Source organism: Microbacterium sp. MAH-37 (genome assembly GCF_009758255.1).
Lineage (GTDB): Bacteria > Actinomycetota > Actinomycetes > Actinomycetales > Microbacteriaceae > Microbacterium.
On the sequence record NZ_WSEN01000002.1, the window covers coordinates 352,215 to 372,454 of the forward strand.

A 20,240-nucleotide genomic window follows, 5' to 3' on the forward strand; every position below is an offset into this window, starting at 1 on the left:
CGGTCGTCAGCCGGGCGTCGGCAGGTCGGCGAGGCGTACCGCGCGGATGCTGCGCACCGGCAGCGTCCGCTCCACGTCGGCGCCGCGGTCCAGCCCGCGCAGGCGGCCGCCGCCGAGCCCGGTGGCCTCCAGGACGAGCTCTCGGGTCGAGCCGTCCGGCATCCCGACGTCGACGATCAGCAGCGCCTTGGCGCGCACCGCTGCTTCGAGCTCGCGGTCCAGCCAGGCGGCATCCGCGTCCGGTCCCTGCCGCGCGCGCAGCCGCGCGATCAGCTCGTCGTAGGACGGGACGGCGACAGGCGTCTGCTCGACGGGCGGCGTGCGGCGCATCGAGACCGCACTGCCCGTGTCGTCGACGAGGGTCGCGGGATAGCGGGCATCCACCATCGCCCAGTACACGGTCTCGGCGCTGACGCGCGAGACGAGCATGCCGTCCTCTGCGGTGAGTCCCAGCGGACGCAGCCCGCGGTCGATGCCGATCGCCTGGACCAGGTGCGGGTCGCTGCTGGTGACGACCGTGCCGGCATCCGATGCCCAGACCCGCACGAGGCCGTGCCGCTGTGCGGTCTGGCTGACCAGGTAGGACAGCGGCTGGGGGAGGCCGGTGAGCGAGAGCGTGGTGAGGAACTCGAGTACGGATGCCTCGGTCTCGCCTTCGATCAGGGCGCGGTCGATCGACTCCGCGGTGAACCGGTACGACGAGGACTGCGCGGAGTCGCGCTCGGCCATGCCTCGCAGCCGCACCTCGAGACCCGGCTGGAGGGGACCAGGAGCGATCGCGGTCAGGTCGTTCTGCAGGAAGACCTTGTCGACCTCGGCGGGCACAAGAAGCTCGAGCGAGGCGGTGTCGACGGGGTCGCCGTGACGCAGTGGTGTCGCCCAGGCCGGTTCGGTGCCTTCCGCCGTCATGAGGCCGAGCAGGTGCGCCCTGCGTCGCAGCCCGGCCTCACGGTCCGGCCAGGTCGGATCCCATGGGTAGGCGTGCGCCCAGGAGGACGGCGGCAGCCACCCGTCGCCGTCGCGGAGCCCGCCGGGGAGCGCACGACGGAACGCCGCGGCCAGCCGGGACCAGCGGTAGGCGAAGGGCAGTCCGAGCCAGGCATCCGACTCCGTCGTGACCTGCACCCGACGCGCACTCGAGCGCAGCAGCCCGGCATCCTCCGCGATCGTGCGCAGCTCGTCGGCGTCCTGCTCGATGCCCGCCTCCGCGAGGCGCTTCTTCTCGCCGGCCGCGAGGGCCCTCGTCGCGAGCAGACCCAGCGGCGCCTCGCGCGCCACCAGGAGCATGTCGGCGACCCGGGACGCGGTGGTGAATGCGCGTTCCGCGACCGGCGCCGAGTCCTGCACGGATGCGGGAGACGGGGGCTGCACATCCACGGCGTCGGGCAACCGGCGCCCCGCGACCTGCTCGGCGACGGGGACCGGGACGGAGCCGGACGGGTCCTGCAGGGCGAGCGCGGTCAGGCGCGGCACCGGTTGTGGGTGTCCGTCGGCGGCGCGCTGCAGCGCCGCGGCATCCGCCAGCGGGAGCGCGATCAGCGCGCGCTCGATCGACGCCGGCTCGAGCAGCGCCTCCGCTGCGTCGAAGAAGTCCTGCCACGGCGCGTCCGTCTTGACGCCGCGAGCCAGGAACAGCGCGGTGAGCTCGTCATCGCTCGCCGCAGCCAGCCTGACGGCGAGCGGACGCGCGTGGGTGCTCATGATCGAGGCGTCCTAGGACCGCTTCGCCGCGCGTCCCTTGCGGACCATGCTCATGATCAGCAGCGCGATGATCATCACGAACGCGATCGGCAGTCCGTACAGCGGCAGACCTGCGACGAACGGCCAGATCCCTTGGGCGAACGCCTCCTGCTCCATGCCGGTTGCCGTGCCGATGATGATCGCGAAGAAGCAGAGCACGGATGCACCGGCGAGACCGAGCGCGGTGTACGCGAGGACCTTGTCGACGGTCCGGACCGGAAGGTCGGGCACCTCAGGGGTGGGGGTGCCGTCGTTCGGCCGTCTCCGCTGCGCGCTCATCCTTCTCAGACTAGTCCCTGCTCGCGGCCCCGGCCGCGCTCACCCGGTAGGCTTGAGTGGTCGCGCACCCGCGCGACGTCTTGGTTTTCTCAGCAGAAGAGGTTGTTCGATGCCCACCGGCAAGGTCAGGTTCTACGACGACGAGAAGGGGTTCGGCTTCATCTCCACGGATGACGGCCAGGACGTCTTCCTGCACGCCTCTGCCCTGCCCGCGGGGGCGGCCGTGAAGTCCGGCTCCCGGGTGGAGTTCGGGGTCGCCGACGGCAAGCGCGGTCTGCAGGCGCTGTCGGTGCGCGTCCTGGACACCCCGCCGAGCCTGGCGAAGGCCAAGCGCAAGCCGGCCGACGACATGGCGATCATCGTCGAGGACCTCGTGAAGCTTCTCGACGGCATCGGCGGCGATCTGCGTCACGGCCGGTATCCCTCCTCCGCTCAGGGCCGCAAGATCGCGGCTGTGCTCCGCAAGGTCGCTGATGACCTCGACGCCTGAGGACCTGGCCACCGCATCCCGTGAACTGGCGCTCGCCGCGCTGCACGAGATCACCGCGCCCGCGACGGTCGGACCCGCCGCGGGCCACTCGGTCGAGGAGGACGGCGCCGTCTCGCTACGTTTCGAGAACCGTCTGCCCGGCTATCCCGGCTGGTACTGGACGGTGACCGTCGCTCAGGTCGACGACGCCGAGCCGACCGTGCTCGAGGTCGAGCTGCTGCCCGGTGACGGCGCGCTGCTGGCCCCGGACTGGGTGCCGTGGGCCGAGCGCCTGGCCGAGTACCGTGCGCATCAGGCGGAGCTGGCCGAGCAGGCCGCCGCCGAGGGCTCCGAAGAGGATGAGGCGGACGAGGATCTCGACGAGGACGACGCCGACGCTGACCCGGATGATGACGACCTCGACTCCGATGACGACGTGTCCGACCTGCTGCACGCGGGTGATCTGGACGGCGTCGACATCGATGAGCTCGACGAGCCGTCCGACGACGAGGAAGCGACCGAGTCGTCCGACGAGGACTCGTCCGACGAGGAGGAATAGCCGGAACCTGCTCGTTTCGCCGAGACCCCGCCTGATTCACGTGAATGAGGCGGGGTCTCTGCGTCTGCGGAGGTCAGCGGCGTCGAGAGGTCAGCGGCTGCGGAACGCCAGCGGTTGCACCACGCGCGGCCATCACGGTCCGCGCTGCTCCTCGCGCTGCATCTCCCTGCTCGCGCGGCGCAGATACGCGGCGCGTGAGCAGAAGGGCGCAGCGCGAGGCGCCGGAGAACCGGCCGGAGCTCAGCCGGCGGTGTTCTCGAGCACGTAGTCGATCGAACGCGTCAGCTGCCGGACGTCGTCGGGTTCGATCGACACGAATGTCGCGATGCGCAGCTGGTTGCGGCCGAGCTTGCGGTACGGCTCGGTGTCGACGATGCCGTTCGCGCGCAGCTCCTTCGCCACGGCCGCCGCGTCGACGCTGTCGTCGAAGTCGATGGTGACGACGACCGGCGAGCGGTCGGCCGGATCCGCGACGAACGGGGTCGCCACGGGCGACGCCGCCGCCCAGTCGTAGAGGATGCCGGAGGACTCGGCGGTGCGGGACGCCGCCCAGGTCAGCCCGCCGTTCCCGAGCATCCACCGCAGCTGGCTGTCCAGAAGGTGCAGGGTCGCGAGTGCGGGGGTGTTCAGGGTCTGGTTCAGGCGCGAGTTGTCGACGGCGTTCTTCAGGCTGAGGAACTCGGGGATGTAGCGGTCGGAGGCGGCGATGCGCTCGATGCGCTCGATCGCGGCGGGCGACACCGCGGCCAGCCAGAGTCCGCCGTCGGAGGCGAAGTTCTTCTGCGGAGCGAAGTAATAGATGTCCGTCTCGGCGATGTCGACGTCGATGCCGCCGGCGGCGCTGGTCGCGTCGATCACGGTCAGCGCGCCCTCGGCGGCGACGCGGCGCACCGGCGCTGCGACGCCGGTCGAGGTCTCGTTGTGCGGCCAGGCGTAGACGTCGACACCGTCGACGATCTCGGCGTCGACCCGTGAGCCGGGCTCGGCCTTGCGCACGTCCGGCGTCTGCAGCCAGGGGGCGGCCGCGGCCTTCGCGAACTTGCCGCCGAACTCGCCGAACACGAGGTTCTGCGCGCGGTTCTCGATCAGGCCGAACGCCGCGGCATCCCAGAACGCGGTCGATCCGCCGTTGCCGAGCAGGATCTCGTACCCGTCCGGCAGCCGGAACAGCGACGCGAGCTGCTCGCGCACGCTGCCGACGAGGTTCTTCACCGGCGCCTGACGGTGCGACGTGCCCAGCAGCGAGCTGCCGACCTCCGCGAGCGCCGTGACATGCTCCGGTCGCACCTTGGACGGACCGCAGCCGAAGCGGCCGTCGACGGGCAGGAGTTCTCGGGGGATCTCGATCGCCATGGATCGATTGTAGAGGCGGCGGCGTGTGCCTCCCGACCCTGTGACGCCCGGTGTCGGAGGGGGAATGTAGGCTTGCCTAAGAAGACTTCGGAGGGAATCCATGGCCGACCTGATCGACACCACGGAGATGTATCTGCGCACCATCCTCGAGCTCGAGGAGGAGAACATCGTTCCGCTGCGCGCGCGCATCTCCGAGCGCCTCGGCCACTCCGGCCCCACGGTGTCCCAGACCGTCGGCCGCATGGAGCGCGACGGCCTGGTCGTCGTGTCCGAGGACCGTACGCTCGAGCTGACGGACTCCGGGCGCCGCAAGGCCGTCGACGTGATGCGCAAGCACCGTCTCGCCGAGCGTCTGCTCTCCGACGTGATCGGTCTGGACTGGGCGTTCGTACACGAGGAAGCCTGCCGTTGGGAGCACGTGATGAGCGAGCAGGTCGAGCGCCGTCTCGTCGAGCTGCTGGGCCACCCCACCGAGTCTCCCTACGGCAACCCGATCCCCGGTCTCGATCAGCTGGGCGACCTCCCGGCGCGCACCTTCGACGAAGGAGTGATCGGGCTGGTCAAGAAGCTGGATGCCGCGGGCGCCCCGATCGACGGCACGGTGCGACGCCTGGCCGAGCCGGCGCAGGTCGACCCCGAGCTGCTCGAGCAGTTGCGCGACGCCGGCGTCGTGCCCGGCGCGCGCGGTGACTACCGCTACAACGAGGGCTACGTCCTGATCCAGATGGAGGGGCAGGACGAGGGGCTCGAGCTTCCGGTCGAGCTGGCCTCGCACATCTTCCTTGTGGGGGATCCCGCCTGATCGAGGTCGCCGCGACCGGGCTGCCGGTCGGCATCGTGCCTGATCAGAGCTACCTTCAACCTTCATCCCGAGGATTGCCAGGTTCGCAGGGTGACAGAATCGTTATCTTCCGGTAACGTCGTTCGGGTCGTCGGCGAAGAAGCCCGCCGATGACTGACGTGAAGATCGCCTCCCGGGCTCGTCGTCTTCGCGGAGAACGCACAACGTGCCGCAATGTTTGCGTGCACGACTGACGACTTGCTGACGAGCCTGCGCTCACCCGAAGCGCGGAGGCGCAGGAGGACCACCTTTTGGCCGCAGACATCGCTAAGCCCGACACGACATCTGAACAGCGCACCCCCGCCAAGCGCGGGGCGAAGCCCAGGACTCGGAACGTGAAGCCGATGCGGACAGTGGCGATCTTCGCCGCCGTCGGCGCGCTCGTCGCAGCAGTCGCCCTCCCGGCGTACGCGGCGACTTCGACGCCCGCCACAGCGGCGGCGACGTCGCTGCGTCAGGCCGCAGTCGACGACGCGCAGTCGCTCGTCGTGGCATCCGAGGCGACCGCCGCCCCGATCGCGCGCGGCGACTACTCGGCGACCACCCCCGAGGAGATCGCCAAGGCGAAGGCCGAGGAGGCGGCGAAGAAGCGCGCCGCTGCTGCCGCTGCGGCGCGCGTCTCCTCTTCCGGCGGCAGCGTGAGCGATGCCGACCTGCAGCTCGTGGCCGCGGGCTCCGGTGAGGTGCGCTATCCGCTTCCCGCCGGCTCGTACACCGTCAGCCGCACGCTCAGCAGCGGGCACAACGGTGCCGACATGGCCGGCCCTTCCGGCACCCCGATCTTTGCGGCCACCAGCGGACGCGTGCGTGTCTCGAGCGAGAGCTACTACGGCTACGGCGTCGCCGTCGTCATCGACGGCGTCGTGGGCGGCAAGCGCGTCTCGACCCTGTACGCGCACATGATCAACGGTTCGCGCGGCGTCTCCGCCGGCCAGACCGTCAGCGCCGGCCAGTTCATCGGCAAGCGCGGCAACACCGGCCGCTCGTACGGTTCGCACCTGCACTTCGAGGTCGAGATCAACGGCTCGCTCGTCGAGCCGATCGCCTGGCTGCGCGCCAACGCGGGCTGAGCCGACACGCCACCGGGCGTTCACCGCGATTTCGCCCGGGCGTGTCGCGCATGCGTTAGCCTGAACCCGTCGTCGTTCAGGCAGGAGAAGCCGATGGAGCTGCAACCGCGCATCCGCACCATGGATGCTCTCGGTCGTCTGGTCCTTCGCCATCTGCCGGATGGATGCCTCGGTGCTGCCGAGCCTGAAAGGCGCTGTCTCTGCTGAGACGGCGCCTTTTTCGCATCCTCCGGTCGACTGCTGTCCGCACGGCGTCGTGTGAGTCGAGAGTGCCGGGAAGCCATCCCGGCGGATCGAGAGGATGACGATGCGCACACTGGTACTGAACGCCGGATACGAGCCGCTCGCGGTGGTCTCGTTCAAGAGAGCCCTTGTCCTGGTCATGAACGACAAGGCCACGATCATCGAGCGTGTGGAGGGCGATCCCGTCTGGGCCTCTCACGGCTCCTACGATCGCCCCGCGGTGATCATCCTCTCCAGATACGTGCGCGTGCCGCTCTCGCGCCGCGTCCCGGTCACCAGACGCGGTGTGCTGCGCCGGGACAGCCACCGGTGCGGGTACTGCGGCAAGGCGGCCTCGACCATCGACCACGTCATGCCGCGCTCGCGCGGAGGGATGGATTCGTGGGAGAACCTCGTGGCCTGCTGCCTGCGCTGCAACAACGTCAAGAGCGACCGCACCCCGCAGGAGATGGGCTGGGAGCTGCGCAGCACGCCGCGCCCGCCGCACGGCACAGCGTGGACGGTGCGAGGCACCGAACGCAGCGACCCGTGCTGGGAGCCGTACCTGGCTCTGGCTGCTTAGGAGGCTGGTGCGGGGACGCCGCCTGCGGCGGCGCGTGCCCTCGCGTCCCCATCGCGCCCTCCACGCGCCGCGGGGTCGTGGGCTTGTCGCGTTGCGCGGAAGGGCGGCGCGCGGAGCCTCCTGCGCGACGGGGCCCCGGCTGACGAGCGGTGTAGAACGCGCAAATGGGGCCACCCTCCGGGCGGCCCCATTTGCGCGTTCGTGCCCTCGACAGGATTCGAACCTGCGACCTGCCCTTTAGGAGAGGGCTGCTCTATCCGGCTGAGCTACGAAGGCGCGGAACAAGTCTAGACGGCTCGCGGCACGAGAAAGGCCCGGCACCTGCTGGCAGCGGATCCCGGGCCCTTCGCCGTGCTTCAGTGCGCGGCGCGGTACGCCTCGACGACCTCCGCGGAGATGCGCCCGCGCTCGGACACCTTGTAGCCGTTCGCTCCCGCCCACTCGCGGATCGCCGCGGTGTCGGAGTTGCGGGGCGCGCTCCGGCGCGTCGTCGCGGTGCGGCCGGTGCCTGCGGAACCCGCGCGGCGGCCCGCCTGGATGTACGGCGCGAGAGCGGCGTGGAACTCCTCCGCGTGCGCGTCGTTCAGATCGATCTCGTAGGCGATGCCGCCGACCGAGAAATGGATGGTTTCGCCGTCGCCGACCTCGAGCAGGGTTCCGTCGATATCGTCGACCAACTGATGCACAATTCTTCGAGCCATGCCGTCAAACGTAAAGGAGGGAATTCATCACCGCAAGAATTCCCATCGCGTTTCACGGAAGAAGATTCGCGCGTCGCGCCCGTGCGACGGCGGAATGACGCGTGGAGGCGTCGAGTTTCGACATCGCGGTGCCCAGATATGCCTTCACCGTTCCTTCTCGAAGTCCCAATTGTGCGGCGATCTCCGCATTCGTCGAACCGAGTGCGGCACACGAGAGCACATCGATTTCCCGGGGTGACAGATGCACCGTCGGAATGGGGGAGGTGAGCGGCGGAAGCGTGTCACCGGTGAGCGCGAGCAGACGCCTCTCCACCCCGGCGATGCGCTCGCGCAGCTGCGTGTCTTCGACGGAGGCGGCGACGCTGCGGAGCTCCGCGAAGCTCTCGCGCAGCTCCTCCTTCTGAGAAGGGGCGAGATCCGCGGGCGCCGAAAGCGACGCGATACGCCTCTCCACCTCATCCCGGATGCGCAGCTCGCTGGAGAGCGACTGAGCGACCGTCATCGCCGGTGCCGTCGTGATACCGCCGATCTGGAACTCGTCCCACGCACCCGCGTAGAGCACTCCCCGAGGGCGACCGCCGACGACGATCGGCACCGCCAGCAGAGTGCGCAGTCCCTCTCCCAGGACGAACATGTCGTAGTCATGGGTGATCTGCTGCGACGTCCGATAGTTGTTGGTCATCCGCGGGCGCAGTTCGGTCATCGCGCGGCCGCCGAGTCCGCGATCCGGGCGTACGCGGAGGCCGTCCAGGCTGCGCGTGCGGTTGCCCACGATCGTCGTGACCGAGACGACGCCGCTCTCGACGAGGCCTCCGAACGCGACAGGGAAGCGGGTACGGCGGGAGAGCTCGCGCACCGCGCCGGCGACGAGTTGCTCTTCGGACTCCAACGTGGAAGTCGTGTTCACCGAGTACCAACTTTCGGGGGTGACGGCACCGTTGCCCCCTTTCGTAGCGTCGACCCTATCACCCGTGCGGCGCGCACGTGCGTGCCAGTGACATGCGGCAAGGAGGCCTCATGACAGATCTGAATGACCCCGTTCCCCCGGACGGGATCGACTACATCGCGGTGCAGGAATCGGAGCGGTTCCGGACATTGAAGAAGACGCAGCGGTCGTTCATCTTCCCGCTCGCAGCATTCTTCCTCATCTGGTACTTCGCCTATGTGCTGCTCGCCGCTTTCGCGACCGACTTCATGAGTCAGCGCGTCTGGGGCGACATCACCGTCGGCCTGCTGTTCGGACTCGGTCAATTCGTCACCACATTCGTGATCACGATGTGGTACGTCTCCTTCGCCAACAAGCGGCTCGATCCGCAGGCGTCGGAGATCAGGGAAGAACTCGAGAAGGTGCAGGCAGAGGCATGATCATCCATTCCGCCGTCTCCACGGCCGAGAACAATCCCGTCCTGAACATCGCGATCTTCGGTGCATTCGTCGCGGTCACGCTGTTCATCGTGATCCGGGCGAGCCGCAACAACAAGACCGCCGCGGACTATTACGCGGCGGGGCGCTCGTTCAGCGGCCCGCAGAACGGATTCGCGATCGCCGGTGACTATCTGTCCGCGGCGTCCTTCCTCGGCATCTGCGGCGCCATCGCCGTGAACGGCTACGACGGGTTCCTGTATTCGATCGGATTCCTCGTCGCCTGGCTGGTCGCCCTGCTCCTGGTCGCGGAGATGATGCGCAACACCGGCAAGTTCACGATGGCCGACGTGCTCTCGTTCCGCCTCAAGCAGCGCCCTGTGCGCATGGCCGCGGCGATCACGACCCTCGCGGTCTGCTTCTTCTACCTGCTCGCGCAGATGGCCGGCGCGGGCGGCCTCGTGTCGCTGCTGCTCGGCATCGACAGCAAGGTCGGTCAGTCGATCGTCATCGCCGTGGTCGGCGTGCTGATGATCGTCTACGTGCTGATCGGCGGGATGAAGGGCACCACGTGGGTGCAGATCGTGAAGGCCGTGCTGCTCATCGCCGGCGCGATCGCCATGACGATCTGGGTCCTCGCGCTGAACGGCTTCAACCTGAACACGCTGCTCGAGTCGGCCGTCGCCGAGGCTCCGGCGGGCGACAAGATCCTCGGACCCGGCCTGCAGTACGGGGCGAACCCGATCGACTTCCTGTCGCTCGGTATGGCTCTCGTGCTCGGCACTGCCGGCCTGCCGCACGTGCTGATGCGTTTCTACACGGTCCCCACCGCGAAGGAGGCCCGTCGCTCGGTCGTCTGGGCGATCTGGCTGATCGGCCTCTTCTACCTGCTGACCCTGGTGCTCGGCTACGGCGCCGGCGCTCTGGTCGGTCCTGAGACGATCCTGGCGGCACCCGGCGGCGTGAACTCGGCGGCGCCGCTGCTGGCCCAGGCGCTCGGCGGGCCGATCCTGATGGGCTTCATCTCCGCGGTGGCCTTCGCGACGATCCTCGCGGTCGTCGCCGGCCTCACGATCACGGCGGCGGCCTCGTTCGCGCACGACATCTACGCGAACGTCATCAAGCGCGGCAAGAACGGCGACGGCGCCTCCGACCCGAACGGCGAGGTGAAGGTCGCACGCCGCACGGTGATCGTGATCGGCATCGTGGCCATCGTCGGCGGCATCGGCGCCCAGAGCCAGAACATCGCGTTCCTGGTCGCGCTCGCCTTCGCCGTCGCCGCGTCGGCGAACCTGCCGACCATCCTGTACTCGCTGTTCTGGAAGAGGTTCAACACGCGTGGTGCGGTCTGGAGCATGTACGGCGGCCTGATCGCCGCGATCGGACTGATCGTCATCTCGCCGGTGTTCTCCGGGTCCGAGAAGTCGATGATCCCCGGTATCGACATCGCGATCTTCCCGCTGAACAACCCCGGCATCATCTCGATCCCGCTCGGGTTCCTCCTCGGCTGGCTGGGCACGGTCACGTCGAAGGCCGCGGAGTCGCGCACGCTGGCGGCTGAGATGGAGGTGCGCTCGCTCACCGGCTTCGGAGCCGAGAAGGCGGTGGAGCACTAGATCCCCACGCCCACGCGGACCCCGGCGGCCTACACGCCGGGGTCCGCGTCGTTCAGGAGGCGGCCGCCTGGCGCTCGAGATCGAGCAGGAACCGCTTGCGCTCGGGGCGCGCGCCGTAGTGGCCCGGCGTCCCGTCGGAGCGGATCACCCGGTGCACGGGCACGACGATCGAGAACGGCGTGTTCCGGCAGGCGGTGCCGACCGCACGTGCAGCACCAGGGCTTCCCGCAAGCACGGCGACCTCGCCGTAGCTGAGCGTCTCGCCCCACGGGATGGTGCAGATCGCCTGCAGTGCGGCACGCGGGAAGCCGTCGATCAGCCGCCAGTCCAGCCGCACGCTCTCGTCGAACCGGATCGGCTCTCCTTCGAAGTACCGGTCCAGCAGGTGGGCGAGCTCGTCGGCTGCGCCGGGATCGGGATGCGGCATCTGGTGCAGGCGCTGGGAGATGTCGTCGAGCAGCCAGGGCGCCTGAGGGTCGACGGACTCGGAGAGATCGAGGGAGATGAGCCCCTCGTCGGAGAAGACGGTGAGCGCGTCGCCGAACGGCGTCGGTGCGAAGTCGTAGCGGAACGTCATGGCTCCATCCTGTCGTCGGGCGGCGGACGGCGCGCGGGTCCGTCCCGCGGCATCCTCGGTCTCTGTGGAGCAGTCGTCGCGGAATCCGGCCTGTGCAGTGCGGGTCGACTTCCCGCGAATGCCGGGAAACCGGCCGGGGATACCAGCGCGGGCGCGCGGCGCGCTTAGTCTGTGACGTGTGTGGCGACGTGAAGGGAAACCGGCGGGAGACGCAGAGACGGATGCCGCGGTGACCCTTGGCGAGCTCGGAGAGACGGGCACCGGGGTGGACATCGCGCACGCCGCCGAAGCCGAGCGCACCCGTCTGCGCGCCGAGGCGGCCGACCTCGGGGGACAGTCGTCGCTGACCGGATTCCGCGATCGCGGCGACAACGGCATCGACATCTCCAAGGCGCACCCGGGCAGCCTGCCCCAGTTCATCACCGGCCGCGCCACGCTGCTCTCGAACCTGTTCCGCGACGAGGTGGGGCTGCGCACGGCACGCCTGGCCGCCGAGCGCATCACCGCCCGCAACACGGAGCTGCGCACGGTGCGCGGCATCGACGCGGTGCGCCTGGCCGTGGGAATCGCGCGCTGGCGCATCGGCGGCACCGACTTCGCCGCGCCCGTGCTGCTGCGCCCGCTCGCCATCCGCAGGCATCACTCGGACTTCGAGCTCAAGCTGCACGGAGCGTTCGAGGTGAACCCGGAGCTCGTCCGCGTGGTCCGCGAGCACTTCGGACTCTCGCTGGACGCCGCCGGTCTCGCTGCGCTCGCGTACGACGGCGGCATCTTCAAGCCCCAGCCGGTGATCGACCAGCTCCGCGCCCTCACCAGGCACATCGACACGTTCTCGGTGCAGCCCCGGCTCGTCGTCTCGACCTTCGCCGACGTCGCGAGTCCCATGGTCCGTGACATGGTCGACCTCGATCACCCTGTGCTGAATGCGCTCGCCGGGCACGTCGGCGACCGCGAGAACCTGGTCAGCCGGCGTGGGGAGTCGCGCGACGAAGCGCCGGTCAGCCCCGATGACCGCGCCCCGGCATCCGACACCTTGCTGCTCGACGCGGACGGCGAGCAGGAGGCGGTGCTCGCGCGGATCACGGCAGGGCAGTCGCTCATCGTCGCCACGCTGCCGGGGACCGGCGGCACCCAGACCGTGATCAACGCGCTCGGCGAGCTGGTGCGCGCGGGCAAACGGGTGCTCGTCGTCTCCGCGCGCCGATCGACGCTGGACGGTGTCCGGCACCGCCTCGGGGGCATCGGCCTGGACGGGCTCGCCGTGTCTCCGGCATCCGTCCGCCGCGACCTGGTGCGCGCGATCGCGCGCTGCGAGAAGTCCGCGCAGCCGAAGGTCGCCGACGTCGACGACGCCCTCGTGCGCCTGCGCACCGTGCTGCGCTCGTACCGGAATGCGCTGGTCTCGCCGGTCGGCGCCACCGGCGCGTCCGTGCTGGATGCCACACGCAATCTGACCCGCCTCGCATCGCTCGACGTGCCGCCGTCCACTACGGCGCGGCTGGGTCTGCCGGCCTTGGAGCGGCTGGCGGGGGAGCGCGGCGCTGCGGCGGACCGCCTCACCCAGGCCGCGCGGCTGGGCGAGTTCCGGTTCGGACCGGATGACTCGCCCTGGTACGGCGTGAGCTTCGAGACCACCGAGGCGGCGCGCGGCGCGCACGCACTCGCCGGACGTCTGCACGGCACCGCGGTTCCGGCACTGCTGGAGCGCGGGTACGAGCTGATCGCGCAGACGCGGATGCGTCCGTTCGCGACGATCGATGAGATGGGCGACTACCTGCGGCTGCTGCAGGGCATCAGGGACACCCTGGACAGGTTCAGTCCGACGGTGTTCGAGCGGCCGCTCGGCGAGCTCATCCAGGCGCACGGCTCGAGGCGCGATTCGCCGGGCATGTCGGCGGCGTCGCGGCGGCAGCTCAAGCGACTCGCCCGCGAGTACGTGCGCCCTGGCGCCCACGTCACCGAGATGCACGAGGCGCTGCTGCGCATCCAGCAGCAGCGCACCCAGTGGCAGCGCTACGTCGAGGCCGGAGTCGCACCGGAGGTGCCGCTCGGGCTCGCCGACGTGCAGGTGGCCTGGCAGCGCGTGCACGCGGAGCTCGCCGAGCTGGATGCCGCGATCGGGCGGCGTGAGCCGCTCTCGTCCCTTCCCGTGGCGCGGCTCGTCCGCACCCTCTCGGGTCTGGCCGCGAAGTCCGACGTCTTCGACAACCTCGTGGAGCGCGCGACGCTCCGTGACGAGCTCGCCGCACTCGGGCTCGACCCGCTGCTCACCGAGCTCTCGGTGCGGCATGTGCCGGAGGAGCGCGTCGCCGACGAACTCGAGTTCGCCTGGTGGCAGTCGCTGCTGGAGCGCTCGCTGCAGGACGACCGCGCACTGCTCGGCGCGAACACCGCGGTGGTCGACCGGCTCGAGAAGGACTTCCGCCTCGTCGACGAGGCGCACGCCGCGATGTCGGGCCCGCTGCTGGCGTGGAACCTCGCGAACCAGTGGCGCATCGCCGTCGTCGACGAGCCGCAGGAGGCGCAGCATCTGCGCAGCGCCCTGAAGCACGGGCACGCGACGGCCGCGGAGATCGTGTCGGCCGCACCGCGTCTGACCGAGGTGCTGGCACCGGTCTGGATCTCGTCGCCGTACGAGGTGCCGGACATCCCCGAGCAGATCCGATTCGACACCGTGCTGCTGGTGGATGCCGCGGCGATCAACCTCGCGGAGGCGGCGCCCGCCATCCGTCGTGCGCGGCAGATCGTGGCCTTCGGCGATCCGGTGACCCAGCGTCCGACGCCGTTCGAGGTGGCCACCGACCGCGACGACTCGTGGGAGCCGGAGGTCGCCTTCGACGATGTCTCGGTGTTCGAGCGGCTCGCCGAGCTCTTCCCGGTGACGACCCTGACCCGCAGCTACCGCGCCGGCGGCGAGGATCTCGCCGAGCTGATCAACGACGCCTTCTACGGGGGCGAGATCGTGTCGCTGCCCTGGGCCGGGTCGTATCTGGGCCGCGGCAGTCTGACGGTTGACTACGTCGAGGGCGGCGTCGGAGCCCCCGACCCCGTGACGGGTGCGGTCGAGAGTCCGGATGCCGAGGTCGCCCGCGTGGTCACCCTGGTGGTCGAGCACGCGGTGCATCGTCCTGATGACTCCCTGATGGTCGTGACGGCCAGCCCGCGTCACGCCGAGCGCGTGCGCGCGGCGGTGACGAACGCGTTCGCCGGCCGATCGGACGTCGCGGACTTCGTCCGCCGAGACACCGCGGAGCCGTTTGCGGTGCTCACTCTCGAGGAGTCTGTCGCAGAGAGCCGCGACCGCGTGATCTTCTCGCTGGGCTACGGCCTCACCAAGCACGGCCGCGTGCTCAGCGACTTCGGCGACCTGTCGTCCGCGGATGGCGAGCGGCTGCTCACCGTCGGGATGACCCGGGCTCGCCGCTCGATGGTGATCGTGTCGTCGATCCGACCGTCCGCCTTCGATGAGGGACGGCTCGAGTACGGCGCGGCCACGCTGATGTCGATCCTCGGCGGCCTGGCCGTGCGCGGGCGGGACGCACGGCTCGAGGATCTCGCCGATCCGCTGACGCTGGCCCTGGCTCGCGAGCTGCGCCGGCTCGGAGCATCCGTCGACGTGGACTACCGGGGACTGCTGCCGCTGGTCGCCCAGTACGCGGGCAAGGCTGTCGTCATCGAACCGGACCCCGAGTCGCGCGGCGAATCGCTGCGCGAGAGTCTTCGGCTGCGGCCGCACGTGCTGCGCCGGCTGGGCTGGCACTACGTGCGCGTGCACGCCTTCGACCTGTACAGCGATCCCGCGACCGTCGCGACTCGCATCGCCGAGGTGCTCGGCATCTCGGCCGAGACCGCGCGTGCCGAGCACGACACCGAGCCGATGGATCTCGGCACGGATGGTTGATGAGGAGCGTCAGCATGTGGTGCGGGTCCCCGGTTCGCGCCGCGCGAAGCTGACGCCCGCGCCCGACACCTGGGCGGAACCGGACGAACGCGACCGTGATGCCACGGCGTCCGGCGCATCCGACGACGGCGGACCCAACGACGAGCGGATGCGGCGCGAGGTGCCGCCGCACTACTGAGATCGAGACAGACGGAAGAAGGCCGCCCCGCGGGGCGGCCTTCTTCCTGGTCCGATGTCAGTGCGTGTCGTGCTTGCGCAGCGCGTCGCGGATCTCGATGAGCAGTTCCTGCTCGGTGGGGAGGGTCTCCTCCTCGACGGCCGGGTTCTTCGCGGCCTGGTGCTCCTTGTACTTGTTCATCGGGACGACGAACACGAAGTACACCACGAGAGCGACGGCGAGGAACGAGATGATCGCGCTGATCAGGTCGCCGATCGGGAACGTGACCTCCTGGCCGTAGATCCCATGGATGGTCCAGCCGACCTTCCCGGTCGCGTCTGCGTCGAAGAACAGAGACACGAGCGGGTTGATGATGCTCGAGACCACTGCGTTCACGATCGCGGTGAACGCGGCGCCGATGACCACGGCGACGGCCAGGTCGATGACGTTCCCCTTGGTGATGAATTCCTTGAATCCCTTGAGCATGGATGTTCCCCCTGTTTCTCGGTCTTCGGCCTCAGCTCGAGGCCGGGGCCTTCGCGGCCGATCCGGCGGACGAAGAACCTGCCTTCGATGATGCCGAATCGCCGCTCGTTGCGCCAGAACCGGAACTCTTGCGCGAGTCGGTGCGGTAGAAGCCGGAGCCGTTGAAGGTCACTCCGATCGAGCCGTACTGCTTGCGCAGCGCGCCGCCGCACTCCGGACAGACGGTGAGTGCGTCGTCGGAGAAGCTCTGGACGGCGTCGAAGCTGTGGCCGCACGAGGTGCAGGCGTAGGCGTAGGTGGGCAACGTTCCCCCGGATGTTCAGTGCTGCGGCAGGGGCAGCGTGATGGTCTGCGTGGGGGTGACGACGCCGTTCACCGGCTGGTCGTGCACCTCGCTCGGCAGCGAATCGAGTACCTCGGAATCATAGATCACCGCGTAGACGGGCGGGCAGCGCTCCATCGATCCGATGGTCTTGTCGTAGTAGCCGCGACCCCAGCCGAGGCGCACGCCGGTGCGATCGACCGCCGCGGCGGGGATGAGCATGAGGTCGACGTCGTTCACGGCGATGGGCCCGAGCACCTCGCCGGTCGGTTCTGGCAGGCCGAACATCCCCTCGGACACCTCGTCGGAGTCATCCGCGACGGCCCAGTCCAGCAGCCCGTCGGCGCGGGTGACGGGCAGGAGCACCCGGATGCCGCGCGCCACGGCGCCGCGGACGAAGTCCCAGGTGCCCGGTTCGGTCGTGGTCGAGAGGAAGCACGAGACGGAGGATGCGTCGTGTGCGGCGACCAGTGCGTCGAGCTGCTCGGTGATGCCGGCGGCGGCCGACTCGCGCTGCGCGTCGGAGAGCAGCTGTCTGCGCTCCCGCAGCTCTGCGCGCAGCGCGCGCTTCTCCTGCTCGACCTCGTTCGGCATGCCTCCGATCGTACAGGCGGGGTCCGCGGCGCTCCCCGCTAAGCTTGCCGAATGGCGAAGTCCCCCATGAAGGCTGTCATCCCCGCTGCGGGTCTCGGCACTCGTTTCCTGCCCGCCACCAAGGCGATGCCCAAGGAGATGCTGCCGGTCGTCGACAAGCCGGCCATCCAGTACGTGGTGGAAGAGGCGGCGAACGCCGGCATCGACGATGTCCTCGTCATCATCGGGCGCAACAAGAACGCGATCTCGAACCACTTCGACTCGGTGCCCGAGCTCGAGGTGAAGCTCATGGAGAAGGGCGACACCGGCAGACTCGAGCGCGTCATGGCCTCCAGCGACATCGCCGACATCCACTTCGTCCGTCAGGGCGAGCCGAAGGGGCTCGGGCATGCGGTGCTGCGTGCCAGGACCCACGTCGGCGACAGCTCGTTCGCCGTGCTGCTCGGCGACGACCTGATCGACGAGCGCGACCCTCTGCTGGTCGACATGATCGCCGCGCATGAGCGCACCGGTGCCGCTGTGATCGCGCTCATGGAGGTCGACCCCGCCAGCATCCACCTGTACGGAGCCGCGGCCGTCGAACCCACCGACGAGGCCGACGTGGTGCGGGTGACGGGTCTCGTGGAGAAGCCCGCTGCGGAGGACGCGCCGTCGAACCTCGCGGTGATCGGACGCTACGTCCTGCCGGCATCCGTCTTCGACATCCTCGAGCGCACCCAGCCTGGCAAGGGCGGTGAGATCCAGCTCACCGACGCCCTGCAGGAGCTTGCGACTGCACAGGACGGCCCTGGGGTCGTCGGTGTCGTCTTCCACGGGCGTCGCTACGACACCGGAGACCGAGTGGACTACATCAAGGCGATCGTGCAGCTCGCAGCCGACCGGGATGACCTCGGCTCCGAGCTGCGTCCCTGGTTGAAGGCCTTCGCCGAGCGCCTCTAGGCGATCCGCGGACACGACCATGCCTTTCGACACCTCCGCGCCCCTGCAGCACGGTCCGATCGGACTGCGTCTGGTGCGCTCGCGCGACGCACGCGTGCTGCAGCAGGAGCTGCTGGCGAACCGCTCGTGGCTGCAGCCCTGGGAGGCGACTATTCCCGGCGGCGTGCCCACGTTCGACATGCGCGTCGGCATCCGTCGTCTTCTGCAGCAGTACCGCGACGGGGCGGGGTACCCGTTCGTGATGGAGTACGACGGCGAGGTCGCCGGGCAGCTGAACGTGTGGGGCGTCGCGCGCGGGTCGCTGTGCTCGGCGACGATCGGTTACTGGGTGAGCGAACGATTCGCCGGCAAGGGCATCACGCCGACGGCGGTGGCACTGGCCACGGACGCCTGCTTCACGCAGTTCGGGCTGCATCGCATGGAGATCTGCATCCGCCCGGAGAACCAGGCCAGCCTGCGTGTGGTGCAGAAGCTCGGATTCCGTTATGAGGGGCTGCGTCGGCGCTACATCCACATCGACGGCGACTGGCGCGACCACCACGCGTTCGCCCTGACTGCTGAGGACGTCCCGCAGGGCGTGCTGGCGCGGTGGCTGCAGGGCGGCGTGCCGAAAGATGCCGGCGCGGTGCCGCCGAGCACGAGCGCACCCGGGCGGGATTCCTCCTCCGGTCCGACGACCGGCTGACGCGACACGCGACCGCACTGCGCACGGGGGACCGATCCCGTCGCTTACCGTTGAGGCTATGAACGGGCCGGTTCTGAGTGGGGGAGTGATCGTCCTCGTAGCCGCGCTGCTGTGGATGCTCTACCTGCTGCCCAGCTGGCGCGGCCGTCACCAGTACAACGCCGCGGAGCGGAACGCCGTACGGCTGAACCAGGCCCTTCGCGTGCTCGCCGAGACCAGTGAGACGCCCCAGGAGGTTCGTCTCGAGCTGAACGCCCGTACCGCACTCGCGCAGCAGCGGCTGGCCAAGCGCGTGCAGAACGAGCGTGAGAACGCCGAGCTGGCGAAGCTGAGGGAAGAACTCGCCGCCACCAGGAACGATCCGGTGCTGCGCCAGGCGCGCGCCCGCCGCCGGACCCGTCAGGTCGCCCTGACTGTGCTGCTCGCGGGCGTGGCGATGGCGGGGGTCGGCGGATGGCAGCTGGCGACGGGCGGGAGCGTGGGCTGGCTCATCGCCGGCGGAGTGATCATGCTGACCGGCATCGTCGTGCTGGTGCGGATGGCGCGGGTGGCGGCGCGTGCGCACCGCCGGGCCGCTGAGCCGGTGGTGGAGATCGTTCGCGAGTCGCCGCCGCTGCACGACCAGGGGGCGCCGACCTGGACGCCGCGTCCGGTTCCGCAGTCGCTGTCCCAGGTCGCCGGTTCGCGCACGCAGGTCGCACAGGCGCAGCGCGAGGCACAGGAGGAGCTGCGCCGCGCCGCGCGGCGCGAAGAACTCCGCCGGCGCGCGGAGGAGATCGCCCCGCCGGAGCCGGTGCGGCTTCCGGCGGCGGAAGGCACCTCGCCGTACGCTCAGATGGGCTTCGTCGACGACGCGGAGATCGAGGCCCACGTGCGGCAGATGCTGGCGCGGCGTGCGGCCGGCTGAACACGTGATAGTGTTGCTGAGTCCTAGGGCCCATGGCGCAGTTGGTAGCGCGCTTCGTTCGCAATGAAGAGGTCGGGGGTTCGAATCCCCCTGGGTCCACAAGACGGAGAAGCCCCGGCAGTCGCCGGGGCTTCTCGCATGTCCGGCATGCCGCGGAGAGGCGGTGCGATCCGGTGCGTTCTTTGCGAGGATCGACGCATGTCGAGTGACGCACCCGCGGGATGGTACACGGACGAGCAGTCCGGACAGGTTCGCTACTGGGACGGTTCGGCCTGGACGGCGCAGGTCTCGCCGATCGCCGATGCCGCCGCTGAAGCCGGCGCGGCCGCGCCGGCTTCAGATGCTCCGGATGCTGCGCCGCGCAGCGTGATCGGATTCATCGGCATCGCCCTCGCAGTGATCGGAACGGTCGGGGTCTGCACCCCGTGGATCCTGCCCGAACTGCTCGGCGGACTGGTGCTCGTGGTCGGCTTCGTCCTATCGATCATCGCGGTGCTCCGCCGGCCGAGATGGGCGGGCATCGCGGGGATCGTGATCAGCGTGTTCGGCACTCTCGCCGCGGGACTGCTCTTCGCGCAGGGGTTCGTCGCCGGCTACACAGGCGGCTGATCTGCGGGGTTCCGGGGGAGCGGACGCGCGACACGCCAGGGTGTCGGGCAGGATTTGCCGGATGCCCGGGATCCGCGTAAGTTATTACCTGTTCGCCCCAAGCGGTTGAGCGAAAGGCCGGAAGGCCCAGCTCCCCTCCAAGCGGCGGACATGCTTCCTCCTCCTTCGATCCGTCGAGTTGACAGATCGGGCGAGATGGATAAGATAGTGAAGTTGCCCTGCGCGTCTCCATCAGGTTCTGGTGGGTGTGTGGGTGCGTCCGATCCTT

At 69.5% G+C, this 20,240-nt stretch carries 22 protein-coding genes and 2 tRNA genes; 14 read left to right on the forward strand and 10 right to left on the reverse strand.

Annotation, left to right across the window (positions count from 1 at the left end):
• Positions 1-6: 6 nt before the first annotated feature.
• Positions 7-1,701 (reverse strand): helicase-associated domain-containing protein, encoded by a 1,695-nt coding sequence (locus GON06_RS02245; protein ID WP_157310634.1) that lies wholly within the window; start codon positions 1,699-1,701, stop codon positions 7-9.
• A 12-nt stretch (positions 1,702-1,713) separates the two neighbouring features.
• Positions 1,714-2,019 carry a multidrug ABC transporter ATPase gene (locus GON06_RS02250; protein ID WP_157310635.1) on the reverse strand — a complete coding sequence of 102 codons (306 nt, stop codon included), beginning with the start codon at positions 2,017-2,019 and terminating at the stop codon, positions 1,714-1,716.
• A gap of 109 nt (positions 2,020-2,128) precedes the next feature.
• Between GON06_RS02250 and GON06_RS02255 the strand changes: the two genes are divergently transcribed.
• Together GON06_RS02255 and GON06_RS02260 are read left to right on the forward strand one after the other, a co-directional pair.
• On the forward strand, positions 2,129-2,509 hold the full coding sequence (locus tag GON06_RS02255) for a cold-shock protein (protein WP_157310636.1): 381 nt from the start codon (positions 2,129-2,131) through the stop codon (positions 2,507-2,509).
• Complete coding sequence (locus GON06_RS02260) at positions 2,493-3,047, forward strand: DUF3027 domain-containing protein (protein WP_157310637.1); 555 nt, start codon at positions 2,493-2,495, stop codon at positions 3,045-3,047. The genes GON06_RS02255 and GON06_RS02260 overlap by 17 nt, the downstream gene beginning before the upstream one ends.
• 240 nt (positions 3,048-3,287) lie before the next feature.
• Here GON06_RS02260 and serC read toward each other — a convergent pair whose 3' ends face one another.
• Positions 3,288-4,400 carry a phosphoserine transaminase gene (serC, locus tag GON06_RS02265; protein ID WP_157310638.1) on the reverse strand — a complete coding sequence of 371 codons (1,113 nt, stop codon included), beginning with the start codon at positions 4,398-4,400 and terminating at the stop codon, positions 3,288-3,290.
• A 100-nt stretch (positions 4,401-4,500) separates the two neighbouring features.
• Here serC and GON06_RS02270 point away from each other — a divergent pair, with 100 nt between their 5' ends.
• The 3 genes from GON06_RS02270 to GON06_RS02280 all read left to right on the forward strand — a co-directional run bounded on the left by GON06_RS02270 (position 4,501) and on the right by GON06_RS02280 (position 7,116).
• Complete coding sequence (locus GON06_RS02270) at positions 4,501-5,202, forward strand: metal-dependent transcriptional regulator (RefSeq protein ID WP_157310639.1); 702 nt, start codon at positions 4,501-4,503, stop codon at positions 5,200-5,202.
• A 383-nt stretch (positions 5,203-5,585) separates the two neighbouring features.
• The gene (locus GON06_RS02275; protein ID WP_198346581.1) at positions 5,586-6,311 is read left to right on the forward strand and encodes a M23 family metallopeptidase; all 726 of its coding nucleotides are present in this window, start codon (positions 5,586-5,588) and stop codon (positions 6,309-6,311) included.
• A gap of 307 nt (positions 6,312-6,618) precedes the next feature.
• Entirely contained in the window at positions 6,619-7,116 is a 498-nt protein-coding gene (locus tag GON06_RS02280; protein ID WP_157310641.1) for an HNH endonuclease, read from the forward strand.
• Positions 7,117-7,318: 202 nt separating this feature from the next.
• Here the strand turns inward: GON06_RS02280 and GON06_RS02285 are convergent.
• From GON06_RS02285 to GON06_RS02295, 3 genes are all read right to left on the reverse strand, one after another.
• Positions 7,319-7,392, reverse strand: a tRNA-Arg gene (locus tag GON06_RS02285).
• An 80-nt stretch (positions 7,393-7,472) separates the two neighbouring features.
• Positions 7,473-7,817: a histone-like nucleoid-structuring protein Lsr2 gene (locus GON06_RS02290; protein ID WP_157310642.1), complete on the reverse strand. Its 345-nt coding sequence runs from the start codon at positions 7,815-7,817 to the stop codon at positions 7,473-7,475.
• A 52-nt stretch (positions 7,818-7,869) separates the two neighbouring features.
• Entirely contained in the window at positions 7,870-8,724 is an 855-nt protein-coding gene (locus tag GON06_RS02295; RefSeq protein ID WP_332837087.1) for a LuxR C-terminal-related transcriptional regulator, read from the reverse strand.
• A gap of 110 nt (positions 8,725-8,834) precedes the next feature.
• Here GON06_RS02295 and GON06_RS02300 point away from each other — a divergent pair, with 110 nt between their 5' ends.
• Positions 8,835-9,182, forward strand: coding sequence for a DUF485 domain-containing protein (locus tag GON06_RS02300; protein WP_157310643.1), 348 nt, complete (start codon positions 8,835-8,837; stop codon positions 9,180-9,182).
• Complete coding sequence (locus GON06_RS02305) at positions 9,179-10,795, forward strand: solute symporter family protein (RefSeq protein ID WP_157310644.1); 1,617 nt, start codon at positions 9,179-9,181, stop codon at positions 10,793-10,795. The genes GON06_RS02300 and GON06_RS02305 overlap by 4 nt, the downstream gene beginning before the upstream one ends.
• A 52-nt stretch (positions 10,796-10,847) precedes the next feature.
• Here the strand turns inward: GON06_RS02305 and GON06_RS02310 are convergent, their stop codons facing one another.
• The gene (locus GON06_RS02310) at positions 10,848-11,372 is read right to left on the reverse strand and encodes a methylated-DNA--[protein]-cysteine S-methyltransferase (protein ID WP_157310645.1); all 525 of its coding nucleotides are present in this window, start codon (positions 11,370-11,372) and stop codon (positions 10,848-10,850) included.
• A gap of 229 nt (positions 11,373-11,601) precedes the next feature.
• On the opposite strand from GON06_RS02310, the gene GON06_RS02315 reads away from it, so the two are divergent.
• Together GON06_RS02315 and GON06_RS02320 are read left to right on the forward strand one after the other, a co-directional pair.
• On the forward strand, positions 11,602-15,273 hold the full coding sequence (locus GON06_RS02315; RefSeq protein WP_332837088.1) for an AAA family ATPase: 3,672 nt from the start codon (positions 11,602-11,604) through the stop codon (positions 15,271-15,273).
• Positions 15,266-15,451 (forward strand): hypothetical protein, encoded by a 186-nt coding sequence (locus GON06_RS02320; protein ID WP_157310646.1) that lies wholly within the window; start codon positions 15,266-15,268, stop codon positions 15,449-15,451. Before GON06_RS02315 ends, GON06_RS02320 begins: the two co-directional genes overlap by 8 nt.
• Before the next feature lie 57 nt (positions 15,452-15,508).
• Here the strand turns inward: GON06_RS02320 and mscL are convergent, their stop codons facing one another.
• Genes mscL through GON06_RS02335 form a run of 3 tightly spaced genes read right to left on the reverse strand, consistent with a single transcriptional unit; the run spans position 15,509 to position 16,832 of the window.
• Entirely contained in the window at positions 15,509-15,916 is a 408-nt protein-coding gene (mscL, locus tag GON06_RS02325; protein WP_157310647.1) for a large conductance mechanosensitive channel protein MscL, read from the reverse strand.
• 31 nt (positions 15,917-15,947) lie between these two features.
• On the reverse strand, positions 15,948-16,220 hold the full coding sequence (locus GON06_RS02330) for an FmdB family zinc ribbon protein (RefSeq protein WP_157310648.1): 273 nt from the start codon (positions 16,218-16,220) through the stop codon (positions 15,948-15,950).
• A gap of 15 nt (positions 16,221-16,235) precedes the next feature.
• Positions 16,236-16,832 carry a 5-formyltetrahydrofolate cyclo-ligase gene (locus GON06_RS02335; protein WP_157310649.1) on the reverse strand — a complete coding sequence of 199 codons (597 nt, stop codon included), beginning with the start codon at positions 16,830-16,832 and terminating at the stop codon, positions 16,236-16,238.
• 51 nt (positions 16,833-16,883) lie between these two features.
• Here GON06_RS02335 and galU point away from each other — a divergent pair, with 51 nt between their 5' ends.
• The 5 genes from galU to GON06_RS02360 all read left to right on the forward strand — a co-directional run bounded on the left by galU (position 16,884) and on the right by GON06_RS02360 (position 19,972).
• Positions 16,884-17,771: a UTP--glucose-1-phosphate uridylyltransferase GalU gene (gene galU / locus GON06_RS02340; protein WP_157310650.1), complete on the forward strand. Its 888-nt coding sequence runs from the start codon at positions 16,884-16,886 to the stop codon at positions 17,769-17,771.
• Positions 17,772-17,790: 19 nt separating this feature from the next.
• Positions 17,791-18,456, forward strand: coding sequence for a GNAT family N-acetyltransferase (locus GON06_RS02345; RefSeq protein WP_198346575.1), 666 nt, complete (start codon positions 17,791-17,793; stop codon positions 18,454-18,456).
• 58 nt (positions 18,457-18,514) lie between these two features.
• On the forward strand, positions 18,515-19,363 hold the full coding sequence (locus GON06_RS02350; protein WP_157310651.1) for a hypothetical protein: 849 nt from the start codon (positions 18,515-18,517) through the stop codon (positions 19,361-19,363).
• Positions 19,364-19,389: 26 nt separating this feature from the next.
• Positions 19,390-19,462: transfer RNA gene (locus GON06_RS02355), tRNA-Ala, on the forward strand.
• Between the two features lie 99 nt (positions 19,463-19,561).
• Positions 19,562-19,972, forward strand: a complete 411-nt coding sequence (locus GON06_RS02360) for a DUF2510 domain-containing protein (RefSeq protein ID WP_198346576.1) — start codon at positions 19,562-19,564, stop codon at positions 19,970-19,972.
• The last annotated feature ends 268 nt before the right edge of the window (positions 19,973-20,240 follow it).

Excerpts from the sequence above, each read along its gene's own strand:
- GON06_RS02350 (WP_157310651.1), top strand. The coding sequence starts at position 18,515 with ATGAACGGGCCGGTTCTGAGTGGGGGAGTGATCGTCCTCGTAGCCGCG.
- GON06_RS02250 (WP_157310635.1), bottom strand. The coding sequence starts at position 2,019 with ATGAGCGCGCAGCGGAGACGGCCGAACGACGGCACCCCCACCCCTGAG.
- GON06_RS02270 (WP_157310639.1), top strand. The coding sequence starts at position 4,501 with ATGGCCGACCTGATCGACACCACGGAGATGTATCTGCGCACCATCCTC.
- GON06_RS02360 (WP_198346576.1), top strand. The coding sequence starts at position 19,562 with ATGTCGAGTGACGCACCCGCGGGATGGTACACGGACGAGCAGTCCGGA.
- GON06_RS02260 (WP_157310637.1), top strand. The coding sequence starts at position 2,493 with ATGACCTCGACGCCTGAGGACCTGGCCACCGCATCCCGTGAACTGGCG.
- galU (WP_157310650.1), top strand. The coding sequence starts at position 16,884 with ATGGCGAAGTCCCCCATGAAGGCTGTCATCCCCGCTGCGGGTCTCGGC.
- GON06_RS02345 (WP_198346575.1), top strand. The coding sequence starts at position 17,791 with ATGCCTTTCGACACCTCCGCGCCCCTGCAGCACGGTCCGATCGGACTG.
- GON06_RS02275 (WP_198346581.1), top strand. The coding sequence starts at position 5,586 with ATGCGGACAGTGGCGATCTTCGCCGCCGTCGGCGCGCTCGTCGCAGCA.
- GON06_RS02290 (WP_157310642.1), bottom strand. The coding sequence starts at position 7,817 with ATGGCTCGAAGAATTGTGCATCAGTTGGTCGACGATATCGACGGAACC.
- GON06_RS02335 (WP_157310649.1), bottom strand. The coding sequence starts at position 16,832 with ATGCCGAACGAGGTCGAGCAGGAGAAGCGCGCGCTGCGCGCAGAGCTG.
- serC (WP_157310638.1), bottom strand. The coding sequence starts at position 4,400 with ATGGCGATCGAGATCCCCCGAGAACTCCTGCCCGTCGACGGCCGCTTC.
- GON06_RS02245 (WP_157310634.1), bottom strand. The coding sequence starts at position 1,701 with ATGAGCACCCACGCGCGTCCGCTCGCCGTCAGGCTGGCTGCGGCGAGC.
- GON06_RS02305 (WP_157310644.1), top strand. The coding sequence starts at position 9,179 with ATGATCATCCATTCCGCCGTCTCCACGGCCGAGAACAATCCCGTCCTG.
- GON06_RS02300 (WP_157310643.1), top strand. The coding sequence starts at position 8,835 with ATGACAGATCTGAATGACCCCGTTCCCCCGGACGGGATCGACTACATC.
- GON06_RS02280 (WP_157310641.1), top strand. The coding sequence starts at position 6,619 with ATGCGCACACTGGTACTGAACGCCGGATACGAGCCGCTCGCGGTGGTC.
- GON06_RS02310 (WP_157310645.1), bottom strand. The coding sequence starts at position 11,372 with ATGACGTTCCGCTACGACTTCGCACCGACGCCGTTCGGCGACGCGCTC.
- mscL (WP_157310647.1), bottom strand. The coding sequence starts at position 15,916 with ATGCTCAAGGGATTCAAGGAATTCATCACCAAGGGGAACGTCATCGAC.
- GON06_RS02255 (WP_157310636.1), top strand. The coding sequence starts at position 2,129 with ATGCCCACCGGCAAGGTCAGGTTCTACGACGACGAGAAGGGGTTCGGC.
- GON06_RS02320 (WP_157310646.1), top strand. The coding sequence starts at position 15,266 with ATGGTTGATGAGGAGCGTCAGCATGTGGTGCGGGTCCCCGGTTCGCGC.